Source organism: Polymorphospora sp. NPDC050346 (assembly GCF_040655695.1).
GTDB classification, from domain to species: Bacteria; Actinomycetota; Actinomycetes; order Mycobacteriales; family Micromonosporaceae; genus Polymorphospora; species Polymorphospora lycopeni.
Genome location: NZ_JBFAKM010000002.1, coordinates 383,811 through 409,836 on the forward strand (window position 1 = coordinate 383,811; position 26,026 = coordinate 409,836).

Here is a 26,026-nt window from a genome sequence, read left to right on the forward strand (position 1 = left end):
GCTATCAATCACCTGACTTGATTGAGGCGGGCATCGGGGGACACGCCTCGCGGCGGGGCCGGTCCGGACGATCCCGGGAGCAACCGGCCCGACACCGGCGTGCGGTCCGGCGCGGTCGTACGGCAGAGCATCGACGGGGCTGACCGGCACGTCTAGGGTGGTCCGGTGAGCATCGCAGCCGGCACCGACCCGCTGGTGCGACGGATGCGCCCGTTCGGCACGACGATCTTCGCGGAGATGTCGGCGCTGGCGGTGCGCACCGGCGCGGTCAACCTGGGCCAGGGATTCCCCGACACCGACGGGCCGCCGGAGATGCTCGCCGCCGCGGCCGAGGCGCTGCGCACCGGCCACAACCAATACCCGCCCGGCCCCGGCATCCCCGCACTGCGCGCCGCCGTCGCGGACCACCAGCGCCGGTTCTGGGGGCTCGACTACGACCCCGACGGCGAGGTGCTGGTCACCGCCGGGGCAACCGAGGCCATCGCCGCCGCCATCCTCGGCCTGTGCGAGACCGGCGACGAGGTCGTCACCTTCGAGCCCTACTACGACTCGTACGCCGCCTCGATCGCGCTGGCCGGGGCCGTCCGCCGGCCGGTGACGCTGCGCCCCGCCACCGACGGCCGGTACGCGTTCGACCCCGACGAACTACGCGCCGCGTTCGGTCCACGTACCCGGCTCGTGCTGCTCAACTCGCCGCACAACCCGACCGGCAAGGTCTTCACCCCCGGCGAGCTGGCCCTGATCGCGGCGCTGTGCCAGGAGCACGGGGCATACGCGGTGACCGACGAGGTGTACGAGCACCTGGTCTTCTCCGACGCCGGCTCGGCGCACGTCCCGCTGGCCACCCTGCCCGGCATGCGCGAGCGCACCCTGCGGATCTCGTCGGCGGGCAAGACCTTCTCGTGCACCGGCTGGAAGATCGGCTGGGTCAGCGGTCCGGCCGCGCTGGTCTCCGCCGTGATGCGGGTCAAGCAGTTCCTGACCTTCGTCAACGGCGGCCCGCTGCAACCCGCGGTCGCGGTGGCGCTCGGCCTGCCCGACAGCTACTACGAGGGGTTCCGGGCCGACCTCGAGGCACGGCGTGACCAGCTCGCCGAGGGGCTGGTCGACGCCGGCTTCGGGGTGCTGCCGTCCGAGGGCACCTACTTCATCACCACCGACATCACCCCGCTGGGCGGTCGCGACGGCGTCGAGTTCTGCCGGTCGCTGCCGGACCGCTGCGGCGTGGTCGCCGTACCGACCCAGGTCTTCTACGACGACGTGGCGGCGGGCCGGCATCTGGTCCGCTTCGCGTTCTGCAAACGCCCGACGGTGCTCGCCGAGGCGGTCACCCGCCTACGCGGCATGGCGCACTGAACGCGTCCCTGCCGACCGCACGCCCGGGTCTCGCGTTGATCAAGGACAAAGCGTGCCCGTCACACGACGTTTGTCGCGCAACTACTCCTTGATCAACGCGCAACCCTGAGGCGGGATCAGGCCGGGCTGGCCAGACGGACCTCGGCGGCGATCCGCTCCGCCACCTCGCGGGCGGTCTCCTCGCTGGCCGCCTCGACCATCACCCGCACCAGCGGCTCGGTGCCCGACGGGCGCAGCAGCACCCGACCGGTCTCCCCCAGCTCGGCCTCGGCCCGTTCCGCCGCGGCCACCACGGCCGGCGCGGTCGCGCCCACGGTACGGTCGCCGACCGGCACGTTGACCAGCACCTGGGGCAGCTTGGTCACCACCGACGCCAGGTCCGCCAGCGACCGGCCGGTGGCGGCCATCCGCGACATCAGGTGCAGGCCGGTCAGCACCCCGTCCCCGGTGGTGGCGTACGCCGGCACGATGATGTGGCCGCTCTGCTCGCCGCCGAGCGCCAGCCCGGAGGCGCGCAGCTCCTCCAGGACGTAGCGGTCGCCGACCCGGGTCTCGACCAGCCGGATGCCCTCGCGCGACATGGCGAGACGCAGACCGAGGTTGCTCATCACGGTGGCGACCAGGGTGTCGTCGGTCAGTGTCCCGGCCTCGCGCATGGCCAGCGCCAGGATCGCCATGATCTGGTCGCCGTCGACCTCCTCGCCGTCGGCGGTCACCGCGTGGCACCGGTCGGCGTCGCCGTCGTGGGCGAGGCCGAGGTGCGCGCCGTGCTCGACCACGGCGGCCCGGATGACGTCGAGGTGGGTGGACCCGCAGCCGTCGTTGATGTTGAGCCCGTCGGGTTCGGCGTGGATCGCGATGACCTCGGCGCCGGCCTCCTTGTAGGCCACCGGCGCGATGTCCGCGGCCGCGCCGTTGGCGCAGTCGACGACGACCTTGAGGCCGTCGAGCCGGTGCGGCACCGAGCCGACGAGGTGCTGTACGTAGTGGTCGGCTCCGTCGAGCAGGTCGTGCACCCGGCCGATACCGGCGCCGGTGGGGCGGTCCCAGGCCGTGGCGGCGTTGGCCTCGATCGCGGCCTCGATCCGCATCTCGACCTCGTCGGGCAGCTTGTGGCCGCCGGCGGCGAACAGCTTGATCCCGTTGTCCGGCATCGGGTTGTGCGACGCCGACAGCATCACGCCCAGGTCGGCCTTTGTCTCGCCGACGAGGAAGGCGACGCCGGGGGTGGGCAGCACGCCGACCCGCAGCACGTTGGCGCCGGCGCTGGCCAGCCCTGCCACGACGGCGGCCTCCAGCATCTCGCCACTGGCGCGCGGGTCCCGGCCGACGACCGCCAGCGGAGCGTGACTGCGGTCGGACTCGGCGAGGGTGTGCGCCGCGGCGACGGCGATCGCGAGCGCCAACTCGGGTGTGAGGTCGGCGTTCGCCTTCCCGCGTACCCCGTCCGTGCCGAACAACCGACCCATGCGTGAGACCTCCGGAAGCACCAACGATGAGAGAGAAAACGGAAACGGCCGGGTACGCCACCGAATTGGGGGGCGGACCCGACCGTCCGTCAGAGGTACAAGTGCGCTGAACGGATCAGCGCTTGGAGTACTGAGGCGCCTTACGGGCCTTCTTGAGACCGTACTTCTTGCTTTCCTTGACCCGGGCGTCCCGGGTGAGGAAGCCGGCCTTCTTCAGGGCGGGCCGGTCGTCGAGGTCGTTCGCGCACAGCGCGCGGGCGATGGCGAGCCGCAGCGCACCGGCCTGGCCGGTGATGCCGCCGCCACGCAGGTTGGCGATCACGTCGAAGACCTCGGTCTTCTCGGCGGTCACCAGCGGCTCCCTGATCAGCTGCTGGTGCACCTTGCTCGGGAAGTACGCCTCGAGGTCGCGCCCGTTGCAGGTGATCTTGCCGGTGCCGGGGACGATCCGGACCCGGACGATCGCCTCCTTGCGGCGGCCGACGGTCTGGATCGGGCGGTCGCCGAGCGGCGCCCGCGCAACGGGGGCGGCAGTCGTGGCGGGCACCACTGCCTCGGCGACGGCCGTCGGGCTGGGCGCGGTGGTGTCGGTCATGCTGCTTCCTTCGTCGGCGCTCACTGCGCGATCTGCTTGATCTCGAACGGCACCGGCTGCTGCGCGAGGTGCGGGTGCTCGGCACCAGGGTAGACCTTCAGCTTCTTGATCAGCTGCCGGCCGAGCCGGTTGTGCGGGAGCATGCCCTTGACGGCCAGCTCGATGGCCCGCTCGGGGCGCTTGGTCAGCAGTTCGTCGTAGCCGACCTGCTTCAGACCACCGGGGTAACCCGAGTGGCGGTAGGCCACCTTGGTCTGCCGCTTGTTGCCGGTCAGTGCGACCTTGCCGGCGTTGACGACGACGACGAAGTCGCCGGTGTCAACGTGCGGCGCGAAAGTGGGCTTGTGCTTTCCACGCAGCAACGTGGCGACGTGGGTGGCCAGACGGCCCAGCACGACATCAGAGGCGTCGATGACGTGCCACTGACGCTCGATCTCACCCGGCTTCGGGCTGTACGTACGCACAGGTCTACCTTGTCTCGTCGTCGGTCTGGGTTCTCGTCAGCGCTGTGTTGACCGCGCGCCAGGCATGAATCGCACGAATGACGCGGTACGGATCACACGCACACAGATCACACGGACGACAAGCGTACCCGTGGGGTACGCCTAAACGGCTGTCGCACAACAGCAGGCAACGATACCCGGTGGTACAACGCACGGTCAAAACGGGGACCGCCCGCCGAACCCTACCCGGCCGCCCCGCGCGGCCGGCCGCCGGACACCGCTCTTAGCAGGCGCGAAACAATCGGGACGCTCCAGCGAAACCGCCCGGCGGCACGCTTCCGTCATGACAGGCAGTGCACACGCTGCGACGCGGCCGGGCCGGGGCGTCACCGCGTACCGCACCTGCCAGCGGCGGAAGACCTCACCAGGGTCGACGACGGGCCCGGTGACGGCCGCCCGGCCGGCGCCCCCCGCCGGCACCCGGGTCACCAGCGGGCCGGCGGCCCGGCGGTGAGCGACGAACTCGCCGGGTTCACCATCGGCGTCACCGCCCACCGCCGCCGCGACGACCTGGCCACCATGCTCGAACGCCACGGGGCCCGGGTGGTGCTCGCACCGGCCCTGCGCATCGTGCCGCTCGCCGACGACACCGAGTTGCGGGCCGCCACCCGGGCCTGCCTGGACAGCCCGCCCGACATCGTCATCGTCAACACCGGGATCGGGATGCGCGGCTGGCTGGAGGCGGCCGACGGCTGGGGGCTGGGCGAGCCGCTGCGCACCGTACTCGGGCCGGCGCACGTCGTGACCCGCGACCCGCAGGCCGGACGCGCGGTCCGGGCGGCCGGGCTGCGGGTCGGGTGGTCCCCCGGTTCGGAGGGGCACGACGAGATCGTCGAGCACCTGCGCCGGCGGGGCATCGCCGGCCGGGTGGTGGCGATGCAGTTGCACGGCGAACGGCAACCGGAGCAGGCCGCCGCCCTGGAGGCCGCCGGGGCCGTCGTGATCGAGGTGCCGGTCTACCGCTGGGCGCCGCCGGTCGACCCGGCCCCGCTGCACCGGCTGGTCGACCTCGTCACCGGCCGGCTCGTCGACGCGGTCACGTTCACGTCGGCGCCGGCCGTGGACGCGCTGCTACGGGCCGCCGGCGCGAACGGCGACGCCGTACTCGACGCGCTGCGGTCCGACGTGCTGGCGAGTTGCGTCGGGGCGGTGACGGCGGCACCGCTGCGCCAGCACGGGGTGCCGGTCGTGACACCGGGCCGGGCGCATCCGGCCGCGCTCGTGCACGCCCTGGTCGACGAACTTCCCCAGCGGGCGATCCGGCTGAAGGTCGGCGGGCACACGCTGGTCCTGCGCGGGCATGCGGCGGTGATGAACGGCGAGTTGCGGCCGCTCGCGCCGGCTCCGATGGCGGTGCTGCGGGCACTGGCCGCGACGCCGGGCCGGGTGCTGTCGAGGTCGGCCCTGCTCCGTACGCTGCCACGCGGCGCCGACGAGCACGCGGTGGAGATGGCGGTGGCACGGCTGCGGGCCGGCCTCGGCACCCCGGGCGTGGTGCAGACGGTGGTGAAGCGCGGCTACCGCCTGCCGGTGGACTGAACCGCCGGCGGACGTCGCCGGCGGCCCGACGGCGCGGACCCGACCCGAACGGACCGCGCCGCCGGGCCGGATCCGGGCGGGTCAGCCGACCGGGGTCGGATGTCCCCGGTCGCGCTGTGCCCGCAACCTCGCCATCGCGTGCTCGACGACGTTGACGAGGACGTACTTCACCGAGTCCCGCTGCCGGGCGTCGCAGGTGACCATCGGCACGTGCGGCGCGATGGCCAGCGCCTCGCGGATCTCCTCGGTCGCGTACCGGGCCCCGCCGTCGAAGTGGTTGAGCGCCACGACGTACGGCAGTCCCCGGTTCTCGAAGTAGTCGAGCGGCGCGAACGCGTCGGCGATGCGGCGGGTGTCGACGAGGACCGCGGCGCCGACGGCACCACGGATGATCTCGTCCCACATGAACCAGAAGCGGGTCTGCCCGGGCGTGCCGAAAAGGTAGAGGATCAGGTCTTCGGCCATGGTGATCCGGCCGAAGTCCATCGCGACGGTGGTTGTCTCCTTGCCGGGCACCTTCGACGGGTCGTCGATACCGACGCCGGCCGCGGTCATCACGGCCTCGGTGGTCAGCGGAGTGATTTCCGAGACCGCCCCGACCAGGGTCGTCTTGCCCACGCCGAAGCCACCCGCGACAACGATCTTCGCCGAGGTGATCCCCCGGCTCCGTTGCGGCTGGGCCCTGGCCGGGTCATAGCCTGCGAAGTCCACTAAGTACCCTTTCAAGCAGTTCCATCCGCTCCTCGTAAACCTCGGTCGAAGCGGGAGTGTGAAGCGTCAGCAGGCCGTCGGCCACCATGTCCGCGACCAGTACCCGGGCCACCCCCAGGGGCAGGCGGGTGTACGCCCCGATCTCTGCGAGGGACAGCGGGCGTCCCTCGCAGACCGAGGCGATCCGGTGTTTGTCGTGCCCGGCGAACCGGGATTCCTGGACCGCGGCCGCCGTCGCCGTCAGTACCGCCTCGATGGCGATGTGCTGGCGGGGTTCGGTACGGCCGCGGGTGACCGCATACGGTCTGACCAGTGACCCGCGCGGATCCTCGCGTGGCTGCCCCATCGTGCGGTCACCTCCTCGTGTTCCGGTGCGACGTCACCGTTGCCGGACTGTCATGAAACTGTTCGCTGTCACGGCGCTCAGGCCCGCGGCGCGACTGCTTCGCGGGGCAGCGGGATGAGTGCCGCCCCGACCCGCTCGACCAGGAGCGCCATCTCGTACCCGACCTGACCGACGTCACAGCTACGCGCGGCGAGCACGGCCATCGACGAACCGTCACTGATGGACATCAGGAAGAGGTAACCGCTGTCCATCTCGATGACCGTCTGGAGCACTCCCCCGGCGCTGAACATCCGGGACGCGCCGTCGGTGAGGCTCACGACACCCGACGTGATGGCGGCGAGCTGGTCGGCCCGGTCCGCCGGAAGGTCGCGTGACGAGGCGAGCAGCAGGCCGTCGGCCGATACGGCGACCACGTGGGCGATCCCGGCCACGCTGTCGGCGAAATTGCTGAGCAGCCAACCCATGTCCTGCATAGCTGCTGGCCTGTTCATCAGCTGGTCTCCTTGTTATTGGTGCTGCCGAACTGCTCGTTGCTGGCGGTCCGGCCGCGTTGCACTCCGCGGTGGTAGGCGGACAGCAGACCGCGGACCTCGTCCGGGGTCCGCCGCGACCGCTCCCGGTTGGTGGTCGCCTCGACGCCGCCCGGCACGAGCTGGGCCTGCGGCACCCGCTTGGGCAGCCCCGAGCGGGTGGTGTCGGTGACTTCCGGCTCGGCCGCCCGGGTGGCCCGGGACCAGCCCTCGTCGGCCGCCGTACGCCAGCCCGCCTCACCGCCACGCTGCTGCGGTACGGCCGGCGGCGGCGTCGCCGCGAGCGGCTGGGCGGGGGCCGGCTGCTCGACGGGAGCGGCGGGCTGCGGCGTGGCCGCCGGCTGGGCGGCCGGCTGCGGGAAGGCCTGGTACGACTCCGCGCCCCGCGGTGGCGCCGACTGGCCGGGGGTACGGGCCGGCAGCGGTGCCCGGCTCGCGTCGCCCGCCCCGCCGAAGGCTCCACCGCCGGCGGGTCCGCCCCGGCCGGCGGCCGGACCGCTGGCGGCCGGCGGCGTGACCGGCGGTGGCGGCGAGTCGTAGCCGCCCGGCGGCACCTGGAAGATCTCCGTCGACGCCGAACCGTGCGAGCGGAACCAGACCGCCTCCATCTCCCGGAAGATCGGCATCTCGGCCGCGTCCTCGGGTCGGGGCGGCAGCGGAGGCACGCTCGACGGCGGCGGGGCCGGCTGGGCCGGCACCACGGGGGGCGCGACCGGCGGTGCGACCGGCGGCGTCATCGGTGCGGCGGCCGGGACGGGTGCCGGCGGCGGGGTCGGGGTGAAGCCCGCCGCCGGGCCGGCGGGCAGGCCCGCGACCGGGCCGGCCGGCAGTCCGGCCACCGGGGGCAGGGCGTGCGGCGTGGCCGGTACGACGCCACCCTCGGGCCGCCGGGGCAGCGACTGCTGCACGGCCGGGTAGGCGACCGTCGGCGTACCCACGTTCGGCGGCGCGGACACCGGCGGGATGGCCGCGGCCGGCGGGATGGCCGGCGCGAACGGTGCCGGCGGGATGGCGGGCGGAATGGCCGGTGGGATGGCCGGTGCTGCCTGCGGGGTACGTACCGGCAGGGCCGGCGGGGCCAGGCTGGGCTGGATCCCGGTCGGCTCGGTGCCGGCGGGCTGCATCCCGGCGCTGTGCGCGGCGGTGATCGGCGCGACGGTGCTGCGCGGCTGGGCCGGGGCGTCCCAGGTGGCGGGCTGCTGCGGACGCCACTCGTCGGGCAGCGTCGCGGACGACGTACGGGCCCCGTTGACCGGTGCCATCGCGTCCGACCAGCCCGAGCCGGCGGCCGGCGCGGGGGCCGGGGCCGAGTCCACCGCGAGCGGCTGCCGCGGCCGGGGCAGCATGTTGTCCTGCTGGCCACGGGTGGGCAGCACGACGATGGCGGCCGGCAGGGTGACCTGCGCGACGGTGCCGCCCTCGACGTTGCGCCGCAGTTCGACCCGGATCTCGTAGCGGTGCGCGAGCCGGCTGACCACGGCCAGACCCATCAGCCGGAACGCCGCCACGTCGACGGTCGGCGGTTCGGCCAGCCGTCGGTTGAGCGAGTCCATCTGGTCGGCGCTCAGCCCGAGGCCCCGGTCCTCGACCTGGATGACCACGTAGTCACGGATCCGGCGGGCGTCGGCGACGACGGTGGTGTGCGGCGGCGAGAACCGGGTCGCGTTGTCGAGCAGCTCGGCGACGAGCCGTACGACGTCGTTGACGGCTTGCGCGGACACCGAGATGTCGGTGTCGACCGTGCCGAACTCGATCCGGTTGTAGAGCTCGACCTCGGACTGCGCGGCCCGCAGGATGTCGACCAGCAGGGCGTCGTCGCGCCGCGGCGCGGTCGAGTCGGCACCGGCGAGCACGAGCAGGTTCTCGTCGTTGCGGCGCATCCGGGTGGCGAGGTGGTCCAGTTCGAAGAGCTGGGCCAGCCGCTTCGGGTCCTCCTCCCCACGCTCGATCATGTCGAGCTCACCGATCATGCGGTCGACCAGGGTCTGGCTACGCCGGGCCAGGGTGAGGAACATCGCCGAGACGCTGGTCCGCAGGGCGGCCTGCTCGGCCGCGATCCGGACCGCCTCCCGGTGGACCACGTTGAACGCGGACGCCACCTGGCCGACCTCGTCGCGGTTGTCGAGCTTGATCGGGTCCCGGACCTGGCGCACGATCTCGTCGACACCGCCCTCGCCGATGCTGCGTACGTCACGCAGCCGGCTGACGGCGTCGGGCAGGTCGTGGTCGGCCACCCGGAGGGCGCCTTCACGCAGCTTGCGCAGCGAGCGGTTGAGCGACCGGGCGAGGATCACGGCCAGCACGATGGCGAGGACCAGGGTGACGAAGACGATCACGGCCTCGGTGATGGCCTGCCGGATGACGGTGGCGGTGACCTCCTCGGCCTCCGCCAGGAGGTCCGCCTCGAGCTGGATCTCGGCCCACCGCATGAGGTCGTTGACCGCGCCGATGGTGTTCGAGGCGTCGGTGGCGGTGATGAGTGCCTGGCCGCCCACCGACCGGGTCAGCTCGGTGGAGGTCTGGTCCGCGAGCACGACGGCGTCACCGGTGACGGTGAACTCGACCAGGTTCTGCTGGGCGGGGGTGGCGGCCAGCGAGAAGGCCAGGAGCGCCTCCTGCTGGCTGGTGAGGGTGGCCACGAAGGACGAGTACTGCTCCTCGTCGAGCTGCCCGGAGGTCAGCGCGGCGAAGGCGACCGCCTGCTCCTCCGCGGTGGCGGCCTTGGCCTTGATGAAGGCGGCGACCGCACGGAGGCTGCGGCCGACGCCGTCGTCACCGGAGAGCTGCGCGACCGCGTCGGTGTACGACACCAGGTCGGTGAGGATCACGCCGTAGCGCAGCACGACCTCGGCGACCGGCATCTCGTCGCTCTCGAGGACCTGCTGGCGGGTGGCGGCCAGGGTGGCGAGGTGACTGTCGATGACGTCGAGCCGGTCCTCGACGGAGCCCGGGACCTCACCGATGGCCCGTCGCTCGGACTCGTACGCGCTGATCCGTTCGTCGGTGCGGCGTACGGCCAGGTTGAAGGCGTCGGGCTCCGCGTTCGGGGTGGCGAGGAGTGCCGCGGCGGCCATCCGTTCCTGGTGGACATCGTGGTTCAGGGCCGAGACGTCGATCGACAGCGCGGTCAGCGAGCGGACGATGCTGGCGGCGGACGCTTCCTGGACGACGTCGACGAGTCGGATTCCCGCCAGGGCCATGACGGCGGCGACGGGAACGACAAGGATGAGGGCGAGCTTCGAGCGGATCCGGGTGTCCCTCAGCCGAGGGAACAAGCGGCGCCGCGCACCATGCTCCTGCGTGCCATTTCCGGGCAGGCTAGTAGGTCCGGTGCTCACGACATCGCCTCCGTCGTTTTCTCTACGTGTGACCTACCGACCGTTGCCTCCTGCAGCGGATGGCGCCGCACGCGGCACGGCCGCGATTTCATCAGAAGCAGCCCGTCTTGGGAAGCCTCAACTGGGCGGGAATCGGTCGGAGACCGTCGAAGCCCTATTCGAATCACTCAACACCTTCGTTTCCACAACGCCCTGAACAGCTCAGATATCGTCAGAGTGGTGGCATGTGTCCGCAAAGTAATGGTCTACGGCGGGGGCCCCTCGCCAGATCGTGGGATCACTATCCCAGAGTCGAACAGTCGGCCGCTTGACCCGGATACCCCTCCGTTGGCAAGGTTCTCCAGGTTTGAAGGCTTCGCGCAGACCGTACGGTAGACCATCACGTTCCATCCACTGCGGTTCGGTTCTGGTCGACCGGCATCGGCCATGGTTCCCGGCTCCGCCGCGGCATCTCCGCGCAACATGGAGGATTCAGTTGAGGCGCATCCGCTCCGTGAGCATCACGGCGCTCACCGCGGCCGTTCTGGCATCGTCGCTCGCCGGCTGCCAGTTCACCCAGGAAGAACGCGACACACGCGAAATCGTCGTCGGTGCCGACCTGGAGCTGTCCGGCTCCGCGTCGGCGTACGGCGAGGCATACCGGCGGGCGCTCGAACTCAAGGCCGAGCAGCTCAACGAGTCCGGTGTGCTCGGCGACCGCAAGGTCCGCGTCGACATGAAAGACAACCGCTCCGACGCCAACGAGTCGCTGCGTAACGTCAGCGACTTCGCGAAGAACACTTCGGTCAGCGCCGTCATCATGGGCGGCTGCAGCGAGTGCGCGATCGGCGCGCTGCCGACCGTCGCCGACAACAAGCTGCCCACGGTCGCCCTCGCTCCGGCGAACGAGATCGCGTCGCCGGCGGCCGAGCGCCGCTACATGTTCAAGCTCGGGCTCAACGCGGCCGACAGTGCCGCGGCGCTCGTCAGCGAACTGCGGCGCAAGACCGTCGCCCGGGCCGCGCTGCTGTACACCGACGACGGTTACGGCCGGGAGGGCCAGGCGGCCCTGACCGCCGAGCTGGAGAAGGCCAACATCCGGCTGAACCGCGCCCAGGCGGTCAAGCCCGACGCCACCAACATCGAGTCGCTGGTCCGCTCGGCCGCCAGCGGCAACACCGACGCGCTGGTGGTCTGGACCGGCCCCGAGCAGGCGCTCGCCGCCTCGGCCGCCGCCCGCCAGGCCAACTTCGACGGTGAGCTCTACTTCGACGCCGCCGCCGCGAGCGGGCTGTTCTTCGGCGGCAACGCGAGCGAGTCCACCAACGGCGCGACCATGGTGTTCACCCAGACCATGGTCATCGACGACGTCATCGCGACGACGCCGGCGAAGGCCGCCCGCAAGCAGTGGTTCCGGGACTACACCGCCCGGTACGGCGGCTACGACGGCATCTCGTCGTTCGCCGCCGATGCCCTGCAGCTCGTGGTCGACTCGGTGCTGGCCGGCGACGGCGACTCCGGTTCCCCGAACCGGGACGGCATCCGCGACGTGCTCGAGACGTCACAGTTCGACGGGCTGTCCGGCCCGATCCGGATGACTCCCGACAACCACTCCGGCCTGATGCCGCAGGCGCTGACGATGCTGGTCGCCCGTAGTGGCCGCTGGCGGCTCGCCGGCTGACCGCGAGTGCCACGCAGGGGCCGCCCCGGTTCGGGGCGGCCCCTGCTGCGTCGTACGGCGGATTCGTGCCGGGGTCAGCGTGACGAGGTCGTCTCGCGGACCCAGGGCAGCGCCAGCCGCTCGATCAGGACGAGCGCGAAGTAGAGCACGATGCTCATGAGGGCGATCAGGATGATCGCGGCCCAGGCGGTCGCGCTGTCGCCGATCCCGCTGGTCTGCACGATCTCGTAGCCCAGGCCGCCCTCGCCGGCCTGGAACTCGCCGATGACGGCGCCGATCGCGGCGAGCGGCATGGCGACCTTGAGGCCGACGAAGATCTGCGGCAGCGCGGCGGGCAGCCGTACCTTGCGGAACGCCTGCCAGCGCGAGGCGTCCAGCGACCGGGCGAGTTCGGCGAGGTCCGCCGGGGTCGAGGTGAGACCGGTGGCGGTGGACAGCACGATCGGGAAGAAGCACAGCAGGAAGACCATCGTCAGGATCGGCTTCTGCCCCCAGCCGAGCGAGACGACGAGCAGCGGCCCGAGTGCGATCTTCGGCACCGCGTTGACCGCCACCAGCAGCGGCGAGAACATCCGCTCGACCAGCCGGGAGCTGGCCAGCGCAAGACCGATGAGGACACCCGCGACGGTCGACAGCAGGAAACCGATGACGGTCTCCAGGGTCGTCGCGAGGGTCGCTTCGAGCAGCCGCGCGGGGACGGCGTTGAACGCCGACAGCACGTCCTGCGGCGGTGGCAGGACCACCGGGTGGATCAGGTTGAATACGGAGGTGACGAGCCACCAGACGGTGAGCGCGACCACCAGCCCGAGCGCCGGCAGCCCGACCACCGCCACGCTGCCACCGCCCTTGCGCCGTCGTGCCGGGACCACTGCCGGGGCTGCCCGGACCTCGGTCAACTCGGCCATCTTTCACTCCTCAGTTCGTCCGGCTCGCGGAGCCGGGGTGACGCGAGGGGTACGCCCACCGACGCGGAGCGGTGGGCGTACCCCTGTTTCGGGACGGTCCGGTCAGGACTTCGGCGTGACGTCGAAGTCGATGATCTGCTCGGGCGTGAGGCCCGGCGGGATGGCGCCGGCGCCCTGGAGGATGGCGATGCTGCGGGCGACCCGCTCGCTGTCGAGCACACCGACCGCGGCACCCGATCCGGCCGACCGGACGTAGGCACCCATCAGTTCGAGCTCGGCCGCCGCCGGGGCCGCGGGGGCCGTGGTGACGTTCTTGTTGAGGATCTCGCCGGACTCCTTGGGGTGGGTGATGCTGTACTCGAGGCCCTTGAGCAGCGCCTGGGTGAAGCGCCGGACCTTGTCCGGGTCTTCCTTGGCGAGCTTGGACGACGTGATCAGCACCATGCCGTAGAGGTCGGTCATGATGTCGCTGTACGGCAGCACCACCGCCGGCTTCTTGGCGACGGTCTCGACGGTCGGCTTGCCGACGACGAACTGGCCGATGCCGGCCACCTGCCCGCCGGCGAGCGTCCCGATCAGGGTCTGCGCCTGGCCGTTGACCCACTCCACCTTGGTGGCGTCGACACCGGCGAGCTTGGCGTAGGTCGGGAAGAGGTTACGCACGACCGAGCCGGGGGTGTCGGCGAGCTTCTTGCCCTCCAGGTCCTTCGGGGTGGTGATGCCAGCGCCCTCCAGGGCGATGATCGCGGCCATCGTACGCTGCTGGATGGCCGCGACCGCGACGAAGTCCTTCGCCTGGCCGTTACCCATCTGCAGCAGACCACCGGTCAGGTCGATGGGAGTGAATTCGGCCTGACCGCCCACGATGTTCTTGATGTTGTCACCGGTGCCGTTGCCGGCCTTGATTTCGACATCGAAGCCGGCTTCTTCGAAGAACCCCTTGTCCTTCGCAACCCAGGCGTACGAGTCACGACCGAAATTGCCGAACGAAGTGAGATATGTCACTTTCTCCAGGGAGCCGTCGCTCCCGGAACCGTCCGACTCGTTCGAGCCGCTGCAGCCGGAAACGACCGCGAGGGCCGTGGCCAACGCCGCAACGGCGATCGTACGGGTGAGCCTTGTCATGGAGACGTTTCCTTCCCAACCAGAGGGGAGTTGTTGAGCCGGTCGGCACCGCGCCGAGGGGTGGCCAGTGCCGCGGTGTGAGGAATGTTCGCGGCACAGCGTACGAGAAGGTCACGATTAGCTCACCCCGCGTATCAGGTTGCGGAACGGCCACAAAATCGCCAGCCCCAGACGTCTAGTGCTTCCCAGCCGATGCGGCTAGCCTGGCCAGGCTATTGATCCGATGATGGGAGCCACTCGGGTGATCGAGCTCCACGGGGTGTCCCGAACCTTCACCACCCGCACCGGGACCGTCGAGGCGTTGCGGGGCATCGACCTCGAGATTCGCCAGGGCGAGTTCGTCGCCGTCGTCGGCCGTTCGGGCTGCGGTAAGTCCACATTGCTGCGTCTGGTGGCCGGACTGCTGCCGGTGACTGGGGGCGAACTGAAGGTGGCCGGCGAGCGGGTGACCAAGGCCCGCCGCGACATCGCGATGCTCTTCCAACGTCCGGCCCTGTTGCCGTGGCGTTCGGTACTCGACAATGTGCTGCTGCCCGTCGAAATCTTCGGCTGGCGCAAGGCCGAATACGTCGACCGCGCCCACGAACTGCTGGAGCTGGCCGGCCTGGCCGGCTTCGAGAAGCGGCTGCCGCACGAACTCTCCGGCGGCATGCAACAACGGGTGTCGCTGTGCCGGTCGCTCATCAGCTCGCCGAAAGTGATGCTGATGGACGAGCCGTTCTCCGCACTCGACGCGCTCACCCGCGAAGAGTTGTCGGTCGAACTCCAGCGCATCCACATGGAAAACCAGGCGACCATCATCTTCGTCACACACTCGATCGACGAGGCGGTGCTGCTCGCCGACCGGGTGGTCGTGCTCAGCCCCCGCCCTGGCCGGATCCGCAAGGTCGTCGACATCGACATCCCGCGCCCGCGCAGCCTCGGCCGCAACGCGCACCTCGAAGAGGTCGCCAGGTGCAGCGCCGACCTGCACGAACTCCTGATGGAGCGGGAGCCGCCGGCGGCCGCGGGCGTGGGGGGACGCTGACCGTGCGAGTGACGATCTTCACCGAGCCGCACCGGGGCGCCAGCTACGCCGACCAGCTCCGCTTCGCGCGTGCCGTGGAAGACAGCGGCTTCGAGGGTTTCCTGCGCGCCGACCACTTCCAGTCGATGGGTGCCGACCCCGGCCTGCCCGGCCCGACCGACGCGTGGATCACGCTGGCCGGCCTGGCCCGGGAGACCAGCCGGATCCGGCTCGGCACGCTGGTCACCTCGGCCACGTTCCGGCTGCCCGGGCCGTTCGCCATCCAGGTGGCGCAGGTCGACCAGATGAGCGGCGGCCGGGTCGACCTCGGCATCGGCGCCGGCTGGTACGAGCGCGAACACATCTCGTACGGCATCCCGTTCCCGCGCACCGTCGAGCGGTTCGACCGGCTCGAGGAGCAGTTGGCGATCCTGACCGGCCTGTGGGCGACCCCGGCCGACGGGCGGTTCAACCACCACGGCGAGCACTACCAACTGGTCGACGCGCCCGCACTGCCCCGGCCGGTCCAGACGCCCGGCCCGCCGGTGATCATCGGTGGTCGGGGCGCCAAGCGCACCCCGGAACTGGCCGCCCGCTACGGCGACGAGTTCAACATGCCGTTCAAGTCGGTCGCCGAGACCGCCGAGGCGTACGAGCGGGTCGCCGAGGCGGCCGACCGGACCGGCCGGGCCGAGAGCGGACGCCGGCCACTGACCCTGTCGGCGGGCATCGTGGTGGCCATCGGTCGCACCGACGCCGAGGCAGAGCGGCGGGCGGCTCCGCTGCACGTCAAGAGCGCGCTGCCGCCGGAGGACCCGGTGGTGGGCTCCCCCGCCAGGCTCGTCGAACGGATCGGCGAGTTCGCGGCCATCGGCGCGACGCGGGTACATCTGCGACTGATCGACATGGCCGACCTCGACCATCTCGAACTCATCGCCGACCAAGTGCTCCCCCAGCTCGACCCGGCGCGGTGACCCACCCGTGCTGGCTGCCCGCATGCGGGGTGCCGGCACAGGTCGGGTCATGTCCGGACGAAGGGTAGCGATTCACCACCGCTGGCCGTAACGTGCCCGCATGGCCTATCGGACCTGGGGCAAGGTGCTGCTCGCGGCACTCGGCGTCGGCGCACTCGCCGGAGCCGGCCAGCTCGGCATCGCATACGGGCTGGGGCTCGTACGCTTCGCCCGTCTCTTCGACGGCACCACGCAGAACCTGTGGCCGGCCCAGCTCGCCTGGGTGACCTGGTTCGCCGCGATCGCCGCGGTGGCCGGTGGCTTCGCCGCCGAGCGGCTGGCCCGGCGACACAGGCTCGCGACGCCGATCGGGATCCGGATCGCATACGCCGTGGTGGCCGGGCTCGGCGCCACCGCCGTCGCACCGCTGGCCATGCTTCCGGCGCGCGCGGCCTTGGTCGCGTCGCCCGACCCGGTCGGGGCCGTCGGCCTGGCCGCCACCCTCGGCGCCCTGGTCGGTGCGGCCGCCGCCGTCGCGGCGCTCACCCAACGGGCGATCGGCTGGAACGTCGCCGCCTCGATCGCGGCGGTGTGGTTGCTCGCCCTGCTCTCGGTCGTTCCGTCGCTCGGGCCGGCGGCCGCCCCGCCGGACGTACGCCTCGGGGTGTTCGACCCGGCCGGGCTCGGCACCGGCGCCGGTGGGCGGCTGGCGCTGGTCGTCATGCCGGCACTGGCCCTGGTGGCCGGTGCCGGGCTCGGCGTGCTGGCCCGCCTCCGTGGCCATCCGGTCGTGCCGGCCGCCCTGTCGGGAGCGGTCGCGCCGGCCCTGCTGGCCTTCGCCTACCTGGCCGCCGGACCGGGTGACTCGGCCGACCGCTACCAGGCCAATCCCTACTGGGCCGCGTTGCTCGCGGTGGCCACCGGTGCGGTCGGATCGGTGCTCGCGGTGCTGACGAGGCTGCCGGGCCAGGCACCCCGCCCGGACACTGCCGATGGTTCGACGGCCACTGGCACGGCGGCCGGTCGGGCCGGCGGCCGGCACCGGCTGAAGTTCCGCCGGCCGGACACCGAGGCGACGACCAGCGAGTCGACGCCAACCGTCGACGGGTCCGACAGCGCCGGGCCGGACCGTACCGAAGTGACGGTGTCGGATGCGCCGAGCGTGCCGACGCAGCCGGCCCGGGAGCCGGCACCCTCGGCGGTGCCGGATCGAACGACGGATCCGGTACCGGCACCAGCGACGGAGCCGGTACCGGTGCCGGTCGGCACCACCGGGAACGAGCCACCGGCCCCGGCCACCACCGTGTTGCCGGTACTGACGAAAGCGGAACCGGTCCGGCCCACGCCCCGCCCGTCCGAGCCGTCGACTCCGCCCCGGCCCCGCTCTCCCGAACCCGCGACTCATTCCACCCAGCGCTCGCCCGAACCCGCCGCGCGGGTGACGGCCGAACCGGCACCCCGCCCCGTCCCACGGCCCGCGCCCGAACCCGCACCCCGGCCGGTTCCCGAAACCGTTGTACGGCCCACGCCCGAACCCGCGCCCCGGCCGGCACCGGCGCCCCGTGTTCCGGAGCCGGCCGGCGCGGGTCCGGCCCAGCCGATCGCCCCGCCCACCGAGCGGGTCGCCCCGCCAGCCCCACCAGCCGAGCGGGTCGCCCCGCCAGCCGATCCGGCCCGCCCGAACCTCGGCACGTCACTGATCGACCGCATCGAGGCCGGCCTGGACGACTCCGTGCCAGCCGCCGGTCCGACCGCCCCTATCGGAGACAAGGAGCGCGGCCGATCGCGGCGGCGCGGGAAGCCGGCCGAGACGCCCGTCGAGCCGGACGGCACCGGGGCGGACGACGGGAACGCCGAGCCCACGGACACCGTCCGGCCCCGCCGGAAACTGTTCCGCCGCAAGCCGGCCCCGACCGGCAACCCGGTCGAGGAGCCCGAGCCGCCGGTCGACGAGCAGCTGGCCGACCGGCCGGCGAAGGGTCGGGGCCGGAAGCCGGCGAAGGCGCAGGACGAGGACTACGTCGACTGGGTCAGTGGGCTCGGGACGGCCGCCCCGGCGGACGACCAGCCGCGCCGTGACCCCGGCCCGCGCCTGTCGCTGCGTACGTCCGACCGCCCGCCCGGTGGGTGACCGCTACGCCTGCGGCAGGTAGACCCGGCCACCGGAGTCGACGAACTCCTGCGACTTGTCCCGCATGCCGCGCTCGGCGTACTCCTTCAGCTCCTGTGTGATCTTCATCGAGCAGAACTTCGGGCCGCACATGGAGCAGAAGTGCGCGGTCTTGGCGGGCTCGGCCGGCAGGGTGGCGTCGTGGTACGCCCGCGCGGTCTCCGGGTCGAGCGACAGGTTGAACTGGTCCTCCCAGCGGAACTCGAACCGCGCCTTGGAGAGCGCGTCGTCCCAGGCCTGCGCCCCCGGGTGCCCCTTGGCGAGGTCGGCCGCGTGCGCCGCGATCTTGTACGCGATCACGCCGGCCTTGACGTCGTCGCGGTCGGGCAGGCCGAGGTGTTCCTTGGGGGTGACGTAGCACAGCATCGCGGTGCCGAACATGCCGATCATCGCCGCGCCGATGGCCGAGGTGATGTGGTCGTACGCCGGCGCGATGTCCGTCGTGAGTGGACCGAGGGTGTAGAACGGCGCCTGGTGGCACAGTTCCTGTTGCAGGTCGACGTTCTCCTTGATCTTGTGCATCGGCACGTGGCCGGGCCCCTCGATCATCACCTGTACGTCGTGTTCCCACGCGACGGTGGTCAGCTCGCCCAGCGTACGCAGCTCGGCGAACTGCGCCTCGTCGTTGGCGTCGGCGATCGAACCGGGCCGCAGGCCGTCGCCCAGCGAGAACGTCACGTCGTAGCGGGCGAGCAGTTCGCACAGCTCGGCGAAGTTCGTGTAGAGGAAGTTCTCCTCGTGGTGCGCGAGGCACCAGGCGGCCATGATGGAGCCGCCGCGCGACACGATCCCGGTGACCCGGTCGACGGCCAGCGGCACGTACGGCAGCAGCACCCCGGCGTGCACCGTCATGTAGTCGACGCCCTGTTCGGCCTGCTCGATCACGGTCTCCCGGAAGATCTCCCAGGAGAGCTTGACCGGGTCGCCGCCGACCTTCTCCAGCGCCTGGTAGATCGGCACGGTGCCGATCGGCACGGGCGAGTTGCGCACGATCGCCTCGCGGGTCTCGTGGATCCGCTTGCCGGTCGACAGGTCCATCACGGTGTCGGCGCCCCAGCGGGTCGCCCAGGTGAGCTTGTCGACCTCCTCGGCGACCGACGAGGTGACCGCCGAGGTGCCGATGTTGGCGTTGACCTTCACCAGGAACCGGCTTCCGATGATCATCGGCTCGGACTCGGGGTGGTTGACGTTCGCCGGCAGGACGGCGCGGCCGGCGGCGATCTCGTCCCGTACGACCGTGGCCGGGACGCCCTCGCGGACCGCGACGAACTCCATCTCCGGGGTGATCCGGCCGGCGCGGGCGTAGGCGAGCTGGGTGGGCCGGGTGCCGGCGAGCGGGCTGCCGCCGCCGCGGACCGGCGCGACGTCACCGCGCTCGGCGATCCACGGACCGCGCAGCGGGGGCAGTCCGGTCTCCGGATCGGACCCCGGACCCGATGTGTCGTAGAGCCGGACCGGTGGGTTGTCGCCGGCCAGTTCGACCTCGGCGAACGGCACCTGGATGTCCGGTCGTGGACCTTCGACGTAGACCTTGCGGCGTGCCTGCATGACATCTCCTCGCTTCGCTCGTCGTCATGACGCGAGCCGAGCCGGCCGCTCCGCCCGCTCACGACAAACTTCTTCTCTGGATGACGCTCAGCCGGACTGCCGGCCGCGGCGGGCCGGGGGTTGCGGATCGCCGCCGCCGGAACCGGCCCGCGGTGGGCAGCCGGCGCGCAGCGCCGCGACGGTGGCCGCCGGGTCGGCGGCGGACATGGCGACGCCCATCACCGCGACGCCGGCCGCACCGGCGGCGTGGCACCGGGCGACCTGGGCGGCGGTACGGATGCCGCCGAGGGCGAGCACCGGCACGCTGGAATACCGGATCAGCCGGGCCAGCCCGTCGACGGTCAGTGGTGGTCCGTAGCCGGGCTTGGACGGGGTCGGGAAGACCGGCGACATCGTCACGTAGTCCTCTGTGGACAGCCGGTCGAGTTCGGCCTCGTCGTGGCAGGACCGGCCGACCAGCGACGGCGCCCGCGACGGATACGGGTCGGCGGCGGCCAGGTGCACGGCGTCGCCGCCCAACGGGTCGGGGCCGGCGACGACCAGTCGCCCGCCGACCGTGGCGAGCACGGCGCGCAGCCGGTCCGCGAGCCTGGTCCGCTCGGCCCGGGGAAGGTCCCGTTCCCGCAGCACGACCCACCGGGCGCCGCCGTCGACACAGCCCCGCACCACGTCGACCAGTGGCCGGTGGGCCAGCCGACGGTCGGTGAGGACGACGACGCCGCCCGGCCCGGTCACAGTTGTGGCCGCCCGTCGTCCGGTGTGGACGCCAGGGCGTGGGACCGGCGGGCGATCCGGCCGGCACCGGCGGCCAGCCAGCCGGCCTCGACCCCGTGCCGCATCGCCGTGGCCATCCGCTCCGGGTCGGCGGCCCGGGTCACCGCGCTGGCCAGCAGCACGCCGGCGCAGCCGAGTTCCATCGCCCGGGCGGCGTCGGACGCGGTGCCGATGCCCGCGTCGAGGATCACCGGTACGTCCACCGACTGTGTGATCAGCCGGATGTGGTGCTCGTTGCTGATGCCGAGCCCGGACCCGATCGGCGCCCCGGCCGGCATGACCGCGGCACAGCCGACGTCGGCCAGCCGGCGGGCCAGCACCGGGTCGTCGGAGGTGTACGGCAGCACGGTGAACCCGTCGGCGACCAGGCGTTCGGCGGCGGCGAGGAGTTCCACCCCGTCCGGCAGCAGGGTGCGCTCGTCCCCGATGACCTCCAGCTTCACCCAGTCCGTCTCGAACGCCTCGCGGGCCAGGTGGGCGACCTTCACCGCCTCGGTGGCGGTGTAGCAGCCGGCGGTGTTCGGCAGCAGCCGTACCCCGCACCGGTCGAGCAGGTCGAGCAGCCCGCCCTGCATGGTGGCGGCGGTGTCGACCCGGCGCAGCGCGAGCGTGACCAGTTCGGTGCCGGACGCCCGGATGGCCCGTTCCAGCACGTGGAGGTTCGCGGCACCGCCGGTGCCGAGGATCAGTCGCGAGGTGAAGGTCTGCCCGCCGAGTTCGAACGACGACACCGCGATCAGCCGCCCTGGGCCGCGGTCAGCACCTCGACCCGGTCACCGGGCCGCAGCGTGGTCGCCGGCCAGGCGCCCCTCGGCACCACCTCGCCGTTGACGGCCACCGCCACGCCGCGGTGCTGGGTGGTCGAGGCGGCGACGACCGCGGCGACGGTCGTACCCGGGGTGAAGGGGCGGGTGGCCCCGTTGACGGTGAGTTCGATCGGATCGTCCGGCACGGGCGTGCCTCCGCTCTCAGTTCGGCGTCGGATCGGTGGTGAAGCGGGCCGGCCCGAACGGGTCCAGCACCGGGTCGGGGACCCCGGTCGTGACGAGGTCCGCGACCAGGTCGGCGGTCAGCGGCGTCAGCACGATGCCGTGCCGGTAGTGCCCGGTGGCCACGACCACTCCCGGCCGGCCGGGCAGCGCACCGATGATCGGGGCGTTGTCCGGCGTGCCGGGCCGCCAGCCGACCCGGGTCTCGGTGAGGTGGTATTCGGCGATCTCCGGCAGCAGGTCGGTCGCGGCCCGCAGCAGATCGAGTACGGCTCCCGCCGTGACGGTGTCGTCGAGCCGTTCCTCGACGGTCGCCCCGACCACCACCTCGCCGTCGGCGCGCGGCACGAGGTAGACGTGCCGCCGGTCGGCGTAGCCCCGGATCACGTGCCGGAAGCCGGGCGCGGCACCGTCCGGCGCGCGCAGCCGCAGCACCTGGCCCTTGACCGGCCGGACCGGCACGCCGGCCAGTGCGGCGGCGCCGACGCCGTTGGCCACCACCACCGTGCCCGCGTCCACCGTGGACAGATCGGTGACCGTGGTCGGCTCGACGCGTACCCCGGCCTGCCGCGCCGCCGCCGCCAGGGCGACGACCAGGCGCCGGGGGTCGACCTGGTGGTCGTCGGGGGCGTACCCGCCACCGCGCACCCGCGGCGAGAGCCCGGGCTCGCGGGCCCGCAGCTCCGCCGGGCGCAGCACCGTGATCGGCAGCCCCAGCCCTCGCTGGTACGTCCACAGCCGCTCCGCCTCGGCCAGGTCGTCGGCGGTGAGGGCCACCACGAGGGTGCCCTCGTCGCGATAGCCGACCTCGGTGCCGGCGGCCCGCGCGAGTTCGGCGGCGAAGCCGGGCCAGCGGGCGGCGGAGGCGACCAGCAGCGAGGTCAGCTCCTCCTCGCCGAAGTACGCCTCGGCCACCGGGGCCAGCATCCCGGCCGCCACGTCCGACGCTCCCGAACCGGGGGCCGGGTCGTGGACGACCACGCTCATCCCCCGGGCGGCGCAGCGCCATGCGATGGCGAGTCCGATCGGCCCGGCGCCGACGACGGCGACGTCCGGCCTCATCGGACGGCCGTGATCGCGGCGAGCAGTTCGGCGGTGGCCCGGGCCGGGTCGGCGGCCGACGAGACGGCGCCGACGACGGCCACGCCGTACGCACCGGCCGCGACGAGTTCCGGGGCGCTGGCCGCGGTCACCCCGCCGATCGCGATGACCGGCACGTCGACCGCGCCGGCCACCGCGGCGATCCCGGCCGGCCCGATCGGGGCCGGCAGCCCGTCCTTGGTCGACGTCGGGTAGCAGGGCCCGACGCCGAGATAGGTCGCCCCGGCCGCCACCGCCGCCCGCCCCGCCTCCCCGGTACGCGCGGTGGCGCCGAGCACCGCGTCCGGGCCGAGCACCCGGCGGGCCGCGTCGACGGGCAGGTCGAGCGCGCCCACGTGACCGCCGGCGGCGCCGACCGCGAGCGCGACATGCAGCCGGTCGTTGACCAGGCAGGTCGCTCCGGCCGCCGCGCACAGGTCGGTGACCCGGCCGGCCAGGTCGTACGCCTCCCGGTCGCTCGCCAGGTCCTCGACCCGGACCTGTACGACGAGTTCGGCGCCGGCGGCGGACAGGGCGGCCCGTACGACGGCGAGCGGATCCCGGCCCGGCCGGGTGTCGGTCACGAGATGCAGTCGTCCGAAAGACGGCACAGCAGCACTCCTCCCTGCGCCGGCATTACCCGGATCAGGTTCGACGGTCGGGGGCTGCAGCCCCCCTCTCAGCCCGGTGCACCGGGCTCCCGTGGGTCACTTCCGCGACCGAGAGTACGTCTGCCGTCCGGTCCCCGTAAAGGGGGGACCAGGTCAGAGCAGGGTGGCGAGCGCCTCCCGGTCTTCGGCGGACGGCTCCCAGGCGCCGGCCCGCGCGTTGGCGCGTACCTGGTCCGGGGTGGTCGCGCCGGCGATCACGGAGGTGACCGCGGGGCGGGCGGCGAGCCCGCCGATGGCGACGTCGAGCAGGTTGCGGCCGCGCTCCGCGGCGAACTTCTCCAGTGACTCGATCAGGTCCCAGGGCGCGGCGGCCAGCCGCCTGGCCCACCGGTCCTCGGCCAGCCGGGTGCCCTGCGGCGCGCTCTCGCCGCGCCGGTACTTGCCGCTGAGCAGGCCACTGGCCAGCGGGAAGAACGGCAGCAGGCCCAGCCCGAACCGCTCGCAGGCCGGCACGACCTCGGTCTCGGCGTCCCGCTCGATGAGGTTGTAGTGGTTCTGGGCGCTGACGAACCGGGTCAGGTTCCGGGTCCGGGCGGTCCACTCGGCGTCGGCGATCTGCCAGCCGGCGAAGTTGGAGTTGCCGAGGTAACGGACCTTCCCGGCGCGGACGAGATCGTCGAGCGCCGACAGCGTCTCCTCGATCGGCGTCGCCGGATCGGGCTCGTGCATCTGGTAGAGGTCGATGTGGTCGGTGCCGAGCCGGCGCAGCGACGCCTCGACGGCCCGGACGATGTACCGGCGGGCTCCACGGGCACCCCGGTCGGCGCCGTTGGCCCCCTCCATGTTCATGCCGAACTTGGTGGCCACCACCACCTCGTCCCGGCGCCCACGCAGCGCCGCACCGAGCTGCTCCTCGGAGGCGCCGTGCGGGTTGCCGTAGATGTCGGCGGTGTCGAAGAGGTTGATCCCGGCGTCGATCGCGGCGTCCACGACCGCCTTCGTGCCGGCGGCGTCGAGCTTGCGGCCGAAATTGTTGCAGCCGATGCCGACCACGGACACCACGAGCCCGGAGTCACCCAACCGGCGGTAGCGCATCTCAGTCATGCCGCCGAGCCTATGCGGGACGGCGTCAGGCGACGTCCCAGACCGGTTCGGGCACCTCGACCACCTCGCCGTCGCCACGGAAGAGCACGAAGCGGTCGAACGACCGGCTGAACCACCGGTCGTGGGTCACCGCCACCACCGTGCCGTCGAAGGCCCGCAGCCCCTCTTCGAGTGCCTCGGCGCTGGCCAGGTCGAGGTTGTCGGTCGGCTCGTCGAGCAGCAGCAGGGTCGCCCCGGACAACTCCAGCAGCAGCACCAGGAACCGGGCCTGCTGCCCGCCGGACAGCGTGCCGAACCGCTGGTCGCCCTGGCCGGCGAGTTCGTAGCGGCCCAGCGCCGCCATCGCCGCGTGCCGGTCCATCCCGTCGCGATGGTCGTCGCCGCGCCACAACACCTCGACCAGGGTCTTCGCCATCAGTTCCGGCCGGTCGTGGGTCTGCGAGAAATGGCCGGGCCGGACCCGGGCCCCGAGCCGTACGACCCCGTCGTGGGTGACGGGTGCCAGTGTCACCCCGACGTCGACCGGCACGTTCGCCGGATCGGGGTCGGTGCCGCCGCGGGCGAGCAGCCGCAGGAAGTGCGACTTCCCGGTGCCGTTGGCGCCGAGGACCGCGACCCGGTCGCCGTACCAGATCTCCACGTCGAAGGGGTACGTCAGGCCGTCGAGTTCGAGCTGCTCGCACATGACGGCCCGCTTGCCGGTACGACCACCGGTGAGCCGCATCCGGACGGCCTGGTCCTTCGGCGGCAGCGGTGGCGGACCGGCCTCCTCGAACTTGCGCAGCCGGGTCTGCGCCGCCTGGTAGCGCGACGCCATCCCGTCGTTGTACGCGGCCTTCTGCTTGTACATCAGCATCAGCTCACGCAGCTTCTGGTGCTCCTCGTCCCACCGCCGCCGACGTTCCTCGAGCTGGTCGTGGCGGGCGACCCGGGCCTCGTGCCAGCTTGCGAACCCGCCCGGGTGGGTCCAGGCGCTGCCGCCCTCGACGGCGACGACCCGGTCGGCGGTCTGGGCCAGCAACTCCCGGTCGTGCGAGACGTAGAGCACGGACTTGGCCGACTCGCGCAGCCGCCGTTCGAGCCAGCGCTTGCCGGGTACGTCGAGGAAGTTGTCCGGCTCGTCGAGGAGCAACACCTCGTCGGTGCCGCGGAGCAGCAGTTCGAGCGCGAACCGCTTCTGCTGCCCGCCGGAGAGGGTGCGTACGGGTCGGTCCCGGACGGCGTCCCACGGCTGGTCGAGCACGATCGTGGCGACGGTGTCGAAGACCACCTCGGCCTCGTAGCCGCCGGTCTCGCCCCAGGCGGCCAGCGCGTCGGCGTACGCCATCTGCGCCTTGCCGGCCGCGTTGCTGTACTTGCCGCGGGCCTCGGCGGTGCGCAGCGCCACCTCGGTGGCGGCCACCCGCCGGCCGGCGTCCCGAAGCACCGGGGCGGCCAGCGACAGCGCCAGGTCGAGCAGTGTGGTGTCGTCGCCGATCATGCCGATGAACTGGCGCATCACGCCCAGCCCGCCGGACCGGGCGATGGCACCGGTCTGCTGCGTCAGGTCGCCGGCCACCATGCGCAGCAGCGTTGTCTTGCCGGCGCCGTTCGGGCCGACCAGGGCGACCTTGGCGCCCTCACCGACCCGGAACGACACGTCGGCGAACAGCTGGCGGCCGTCGGGCAGCGTGTGCGCGACCCCGGCGACGTCTACATAACCCACCGGGGCATC

Annotated in this window: 23 protein-coding genes and 1 riboswitch; of the genes, 6 read left to right on the top strand and 17 right to left on the bottom strand. The window is 72.5% G+C overall.

Annotated features, from left to right (window positions below; all coding sequences use genetic code 11):
* Positions 1–171: 171 nt before the first annotated feature.
* The gene (locus tag AB0I42_RS04265; protein ID WP_357534144.1) at positions 172–1,356 is read left to right on the top strand and encodes a pyridoxal phosphate-dependent aminotransferase; all 1,185 of its coding nucleotides are present in this window, start codon (positions 172–174) and stop codon (positions 1,354–1,356) included.
* 116 nt (positions 1,357–1,472) lie between these two features.
* Here AB0I42_RS04265 and glmM read toward each other — a convergent pair whose 3' ends face one another.
* From glmM to rplM, 3 genes are all read right to left on the bottom strand, one after another.
* Positions 1,473–2,825, bottom strand: a complete 1,353-nt coding sequence (gene glmM, locus AB0I42_RS04270; RefSeq protein WP_357534046.1) for a phosphoglucosamine mutase — start codon at positions 2,823–2,825, stop codon at positions 1,473–1,475.
* Positions 2,826–2,940: 115 nt separating this feature from the next.
* Positions 2,941–3,420, bottom strand: coding sequence for a 30S ribosomal protein S9 (rpsI, locus tag AB0I42_RS04275; RefSeq protein ID WP_357534047.1), 480 nt, complete (start codon positions 3,418–3,420; stop codon positions 2,941–2,943).
* A 20-nt stretch (positions 3,421–3,440) separates the two neighbouring features.
* A complete protein-coding gene (gene rplM, locus AB0I42_RS04280) occupies positions 3,441–3,884 on the bottom strand; it encodes a 50S ribosomal protein L13 (RefSeq protein ID WP_357534048.1) in 444 nt (147 codons plus the stop codon).
* Positions 3,885–4,373: 489 nt separating this feature from the next.
* Between rplM and AB0I42_RS04285 the strand changes: the two genes are divergently transcribed.
* The gene (locus tag AB0I42_RS04285; RefSeq protein ID WP_357534049.1) at positions 4,374–5,462 is read left to right on the top strand and encodes a uroporphyrinogen-III synthase; all 1,089 of its coding nucleotides are present in this window, start codon (positions 4,374–4,376) and stop codon (positions 5,460–5,462) included.
* Positions 5,463–5,543: 81 nt separating this feature from the next.
* On the opposite strand, the gene AB0I42_RS04290 is transcribed toward AB0I42_RS04285, so the two are convergent.
* The 4 genes from AB0I42_RS04290 to AB0I42_RS04305 form a co-directional block, all read right to left on the bottom strand.
* The gene (locus AB0I42_RS04290; RefSeq protein ID WP_357534050.1) at positions 5,544–6,173 is read right to left on the bottom strand and encodes an ATP/GTP-binding protein; all 630 of its coding nucleotides are present in this window, start codon (positions 6,171–6,173) and stop codon (positions 5,544–5,546) included.
* Positions 6,154–6,519, bottom strand: coding sequence for a DUF742 domain-containing protein (locus AB0I42_RS04295; RefSeq protein WP_357534052.1), 366 nt, complete (start codon positions 6,517–6,519; stop codon positions 6,154–6,156). The genes AB0I42_RS04290 and AB0I42_RS04295 overlap by 20 nt, the downstream gene beginning before the upstream one ends.
* 77 nt (positions 6,520–6,596) lie before the next feature.
* Positions 6,597–7,010 (bottom strand): roadblock/LC7 domain-containing protein, encoded by a 414-nt coding sequence (locus tag AB0I42_RS04300; RefSeq protein ID WP_212822939.1) that lies wholly within the window; start codon positions 7,008–7,010, stop codon positions 6,597–6,599.
* A complete protein-coding gene (locus tag AB0I42_RS04305) occupies positions 7,010–10,387 on the bottom strand; it encodes a nitrate- and nitrite sensing domain-containing protein (protein WP_357534054.1) in 3,378 nt (1,125 codons plus the stop codon). Before AB0I42_RS04305 ends, AB0I42_RS04300 begins: the two co-directional genes overlap by 1 nt.
* 475 nt (positions 10,388–10,862) lie before the next feature.
* Between AB0I42_RS04305 and AB0I42_RS04310 the strand changes: the two genes are divergently transcribed.
* The gene (locus AB0I42_RS04310) at positions 10,863–12,047 is read left to right on the top strand and encodes an ABC transporter substrate-binding protein (RefSeq protein WP_357534056.1); all 1,185 of its coding nucleotides are present in this window, start codon (positions 10,863–10,865) and stop codon (positions 12,045–12,047) included.
* A 74-nt stretch (positions 12,048–12,121) separates the two neighbouring features.
* Here the strand turns inward: AB0I42_RS04310 and AB0I42_RS04315 are convergent, their stop codons facing one another.
* Positions 12,122–12,952, bottom strand: coding sequence for an ABC transporter permease (locus AB0I42_RS04315; protein ID WP_357534058.1), 831 nt, complete (start codon positions 12,950–12,952; stop codon positions 12,122–12,124).
* Positions 12,953–13,054: 102 nt separating this feature from the next.
* Positions 13,055–14,077, bottom strand: coding sequence for an ABC transporter substrate-binding protein (locus tag AB0I42_RS04320; protein WP_357534059.1), 1,023 nt, complete (start codon positions 14,075–14,077; stop codon positions 13,055–13,057).
* A 241-nt stretch (positions 14,078–14,318) separates the two neighbouring features.
* On the opposite strand from AB0I42_RS04320, the gene AB0I42_RS04325 reads away from it, so the two are divergent.
* The 3 genes from AB0I42_RS04325 to AB0I42_RS04335 all read left to right on the top strand — a co-directional run bounded on the left by AB0I42_RS04325 (position 14,319) and on the right by AB0I42_RS04335 (position 18,167).
* Positions 14,319–15,104 carry an ABC transporter ATP-binding protein gene (locus AB0I42_RS04325; RefSeq protein WP_357534061.1) on the top strand — a complete coding sequence of 262 codons (786 nt, stop codon included), beginning with the start codon at positions 14,319–14,321 and terminating at the stop codon, positions 15,102–15,104.
* A 2-nt stretch (positions 15,105–15,106) separates the two neighbouring features.
* Complete coding sequence (locus tag AB0I42_RS04330) at positions 15,107–16,057, top strand: LLM class F420-dependent oxidoreductase (protein ID WP_357534063.1); 951 nt, start codon at positions 15,107–15,109, stop codon at positions 16,055–16,057.
* Positions 16,058–16,157: 100 nt separating this feature from the next.
* Positions 16,158–18,167 carry a hypothetical protein gene (locus AB0I42_RS04335; RefSeq protein WP_357534065.1) on the top strand — a complete coding sequence of 670 codons (2,010 nt, stop codon included), beginning with the start codon at positions 16,158–16,160 and terminating at the stop codon, positions 18,165–18,167.
* Between the two features lie 3 nt (positions 18,168–18,170).
* Here the strand turns inward: AB0I42_RS04335 and thiC are convergent, their stop codons facing one another.
* The 8 genes from thiC to AB0I42_RS04375 form a co-directional block, all read right to left on the bottom strand.
* The gene (gene thiC, locus AB0I42_RS04340) at positions 18,171–19,754 is read right to left on the bottom strand and encodes a phosphomethylpyrimidine synthase ThiC (protein WP_357534067.1); all 1,584 of its coding nucleotides are present in this window, start codon (positions 19,752–19,754) and stop codon (positions 18,171–18,173) included.
* 87 nt (positions 19,755–19,841) lie between these two features.
* Complete coding sequence (locus AB0I42_RS04345) at positions 19,842–20,489, bottom strand: thiamine phosphate synthase (protein ID WP_357534069.1); 648 nt, start codon at positions 20,487–20,489, stop codon at positions 19,842–19,844.
* Positions 20,486–21,265 carry a thiazole synthase gene (locus AB0I42_RS04350; protein ID WP_357534146.1) on the bottom strand — a complete coding sequence of 260 codons (780 nt, stop codon included), beginning with the start codon at positions 21,263–21,265 and terminating at the stop codon, positions 20,486–20,488. The genes AB0I42_RS04345 and AB0I42_RS04350 overlap by 4 nt, the downstream gene beginning before the upstream one ends.
* The gene (gene thiS / locus AB0I42_RS04355) at positions 21,265–21,465 is read right to left on the bottom strand and encodes a sulfur carrier protein ThiS (protein ID WP_357534148.1); all 201 of its coding nucleotides are present in this window, start codon (positions 21,463–21,465) and stop codon (positions 21,265–21,267) included. Before thiS ends, AB0I42_RS04350 begins: the two co-directional genes overlap by 1 nt.
* A 31-nt stretch (positions 21,466–21,496) precedes the next feature.
* A complete protein-coding gene (thiO, locus tag AB0I42_RS04360) occupies positions 21,497–22,579 on the bottom strand; it encodes a glycine oxidase ThiO (protein WP_357534071.1) in 1,083 nt (360 codons plus the stop codon).
* Positions 22,576–23,208, bottom strand: coding sequence for a thiamine phosphate synthase (gene thiE, locus AB0I42_RS04365; RefSeq protein ID WP_357534073.1), 633 nt, complete (start codon positions 23,206–23,208; stop codon positions 22,576–22,578). The genes thiO and thiE overlap by 4 nt, the downstream gene beginning before the upstream one ends.
* Positions 23,203–23,310: riboswitch (TPP riboswitch) on the bottom strand. (Overlaps the previous gene by 6 nt.)
* Positions 23,311–23,361: 51 nt before the next feature.
* Positions 23,362–24,303, bottom strand: a complete 942-nt coding sequence (locus tag AB0I42_RS04370) for an aldo/keto reductase (RefSeq protein WP_357534150.1) — start codon at positions 24,301–24,303, stop codon at positions 23,362–23,364.
* A gap of 34 nt (positions 24,304–24,337) precedes the next feature.
* Complete coding sequence (locus tag AB0I42_RS04375) at positions 24,338–26,017, bottom strand: ATP-binding cassette domain-containing protein (RefSeq protein WP_357534075.1); 1,680 nt, start codon at positions 26,015–26,017, stop codon at positions 24,338–24,340.
* Between the last annotated feature and the right edge of the window lie 9 nt (positions 26,018–26,026).

What these genes read in the sequence shown, in the direction of transcription:
- glmM (WP_357534046.1), bottom strand. Translation starts at nt 2,825, where the DNA reads ATGGGTCGGTTGTTCGGCACGGACGGGGTACGCGGGAAGGCGAACGCC.
- rpsI (WP_357534047.1), bottom strand. Translation starts at nt 3,420, where the DNA reads ATGACCGACACCACCGCGCCCAGCCCGACGGCCGTCGCCGAGGCAGTG.
- AB0I42_RS04295 (WP_357534052.1), bottom strand. Translation starts at nt 6,519, where the DNA reads ATGGGGCAGCCACGCGAGGATCCGCGCGGGTCACTGGTCAGACCGTAT.
- AB0I42_RS04300 (WP_212822939.1), bottom strand. Translation starts at nt 7,010, where the DNA reads ATGAACAGGCCAGCAGCTATGCAGGACATGGGTTGGCTGCTCAGCAAT.
- AB0I42_RS04315 (WP_357534058.1), bottom strand. Translation starts at nt 12,952, where the DNA reads ATGGCCGAGTTGACCGAGGTCCGGGCAGCCCCGGCAGTGGTCCCGGCA.
- AB0I42_RS04320 (WP_357534059.1), bottom strand. Translation starts at nt 14,077, where the DNA reads ATGACAAGGCTCACCCGTACGATCGCCGTTGCGGCGTTGGCCACGGCC.
- AB0I42_RS04335 (WP_357534065.1), top strand. Translation starts at nt 16,158, where the DNA reads ATGGCCTATCGGACCTGGGGCAAGGTGCTGCTCGCGGCACTCGGCGTC.
- thiC (WP_357534067.1), bottom strand. Translation starts at nt 19,754, where the DNA reads ATGCAGGCACGCCGCAAGGTCTACGTCGAAGGTCCACGACCGGACATC.
- thiO (WP_357534071.1), bottom strand. Translation starts at nt 22,579, where the DNA reads ATGAGGCCGGACGTCGCCGTCGTCGGCGCCGGGCCGATCGGACTCGCC.
- AB0I42_RS04370 (WP_357534150.1), bottom strand. Translation starts at nt 24,303, where the DNA reads ATGCGCTACCGCCGGTTGGGTGACTCCGGGCTCGTGGTGTCCGTGGTC.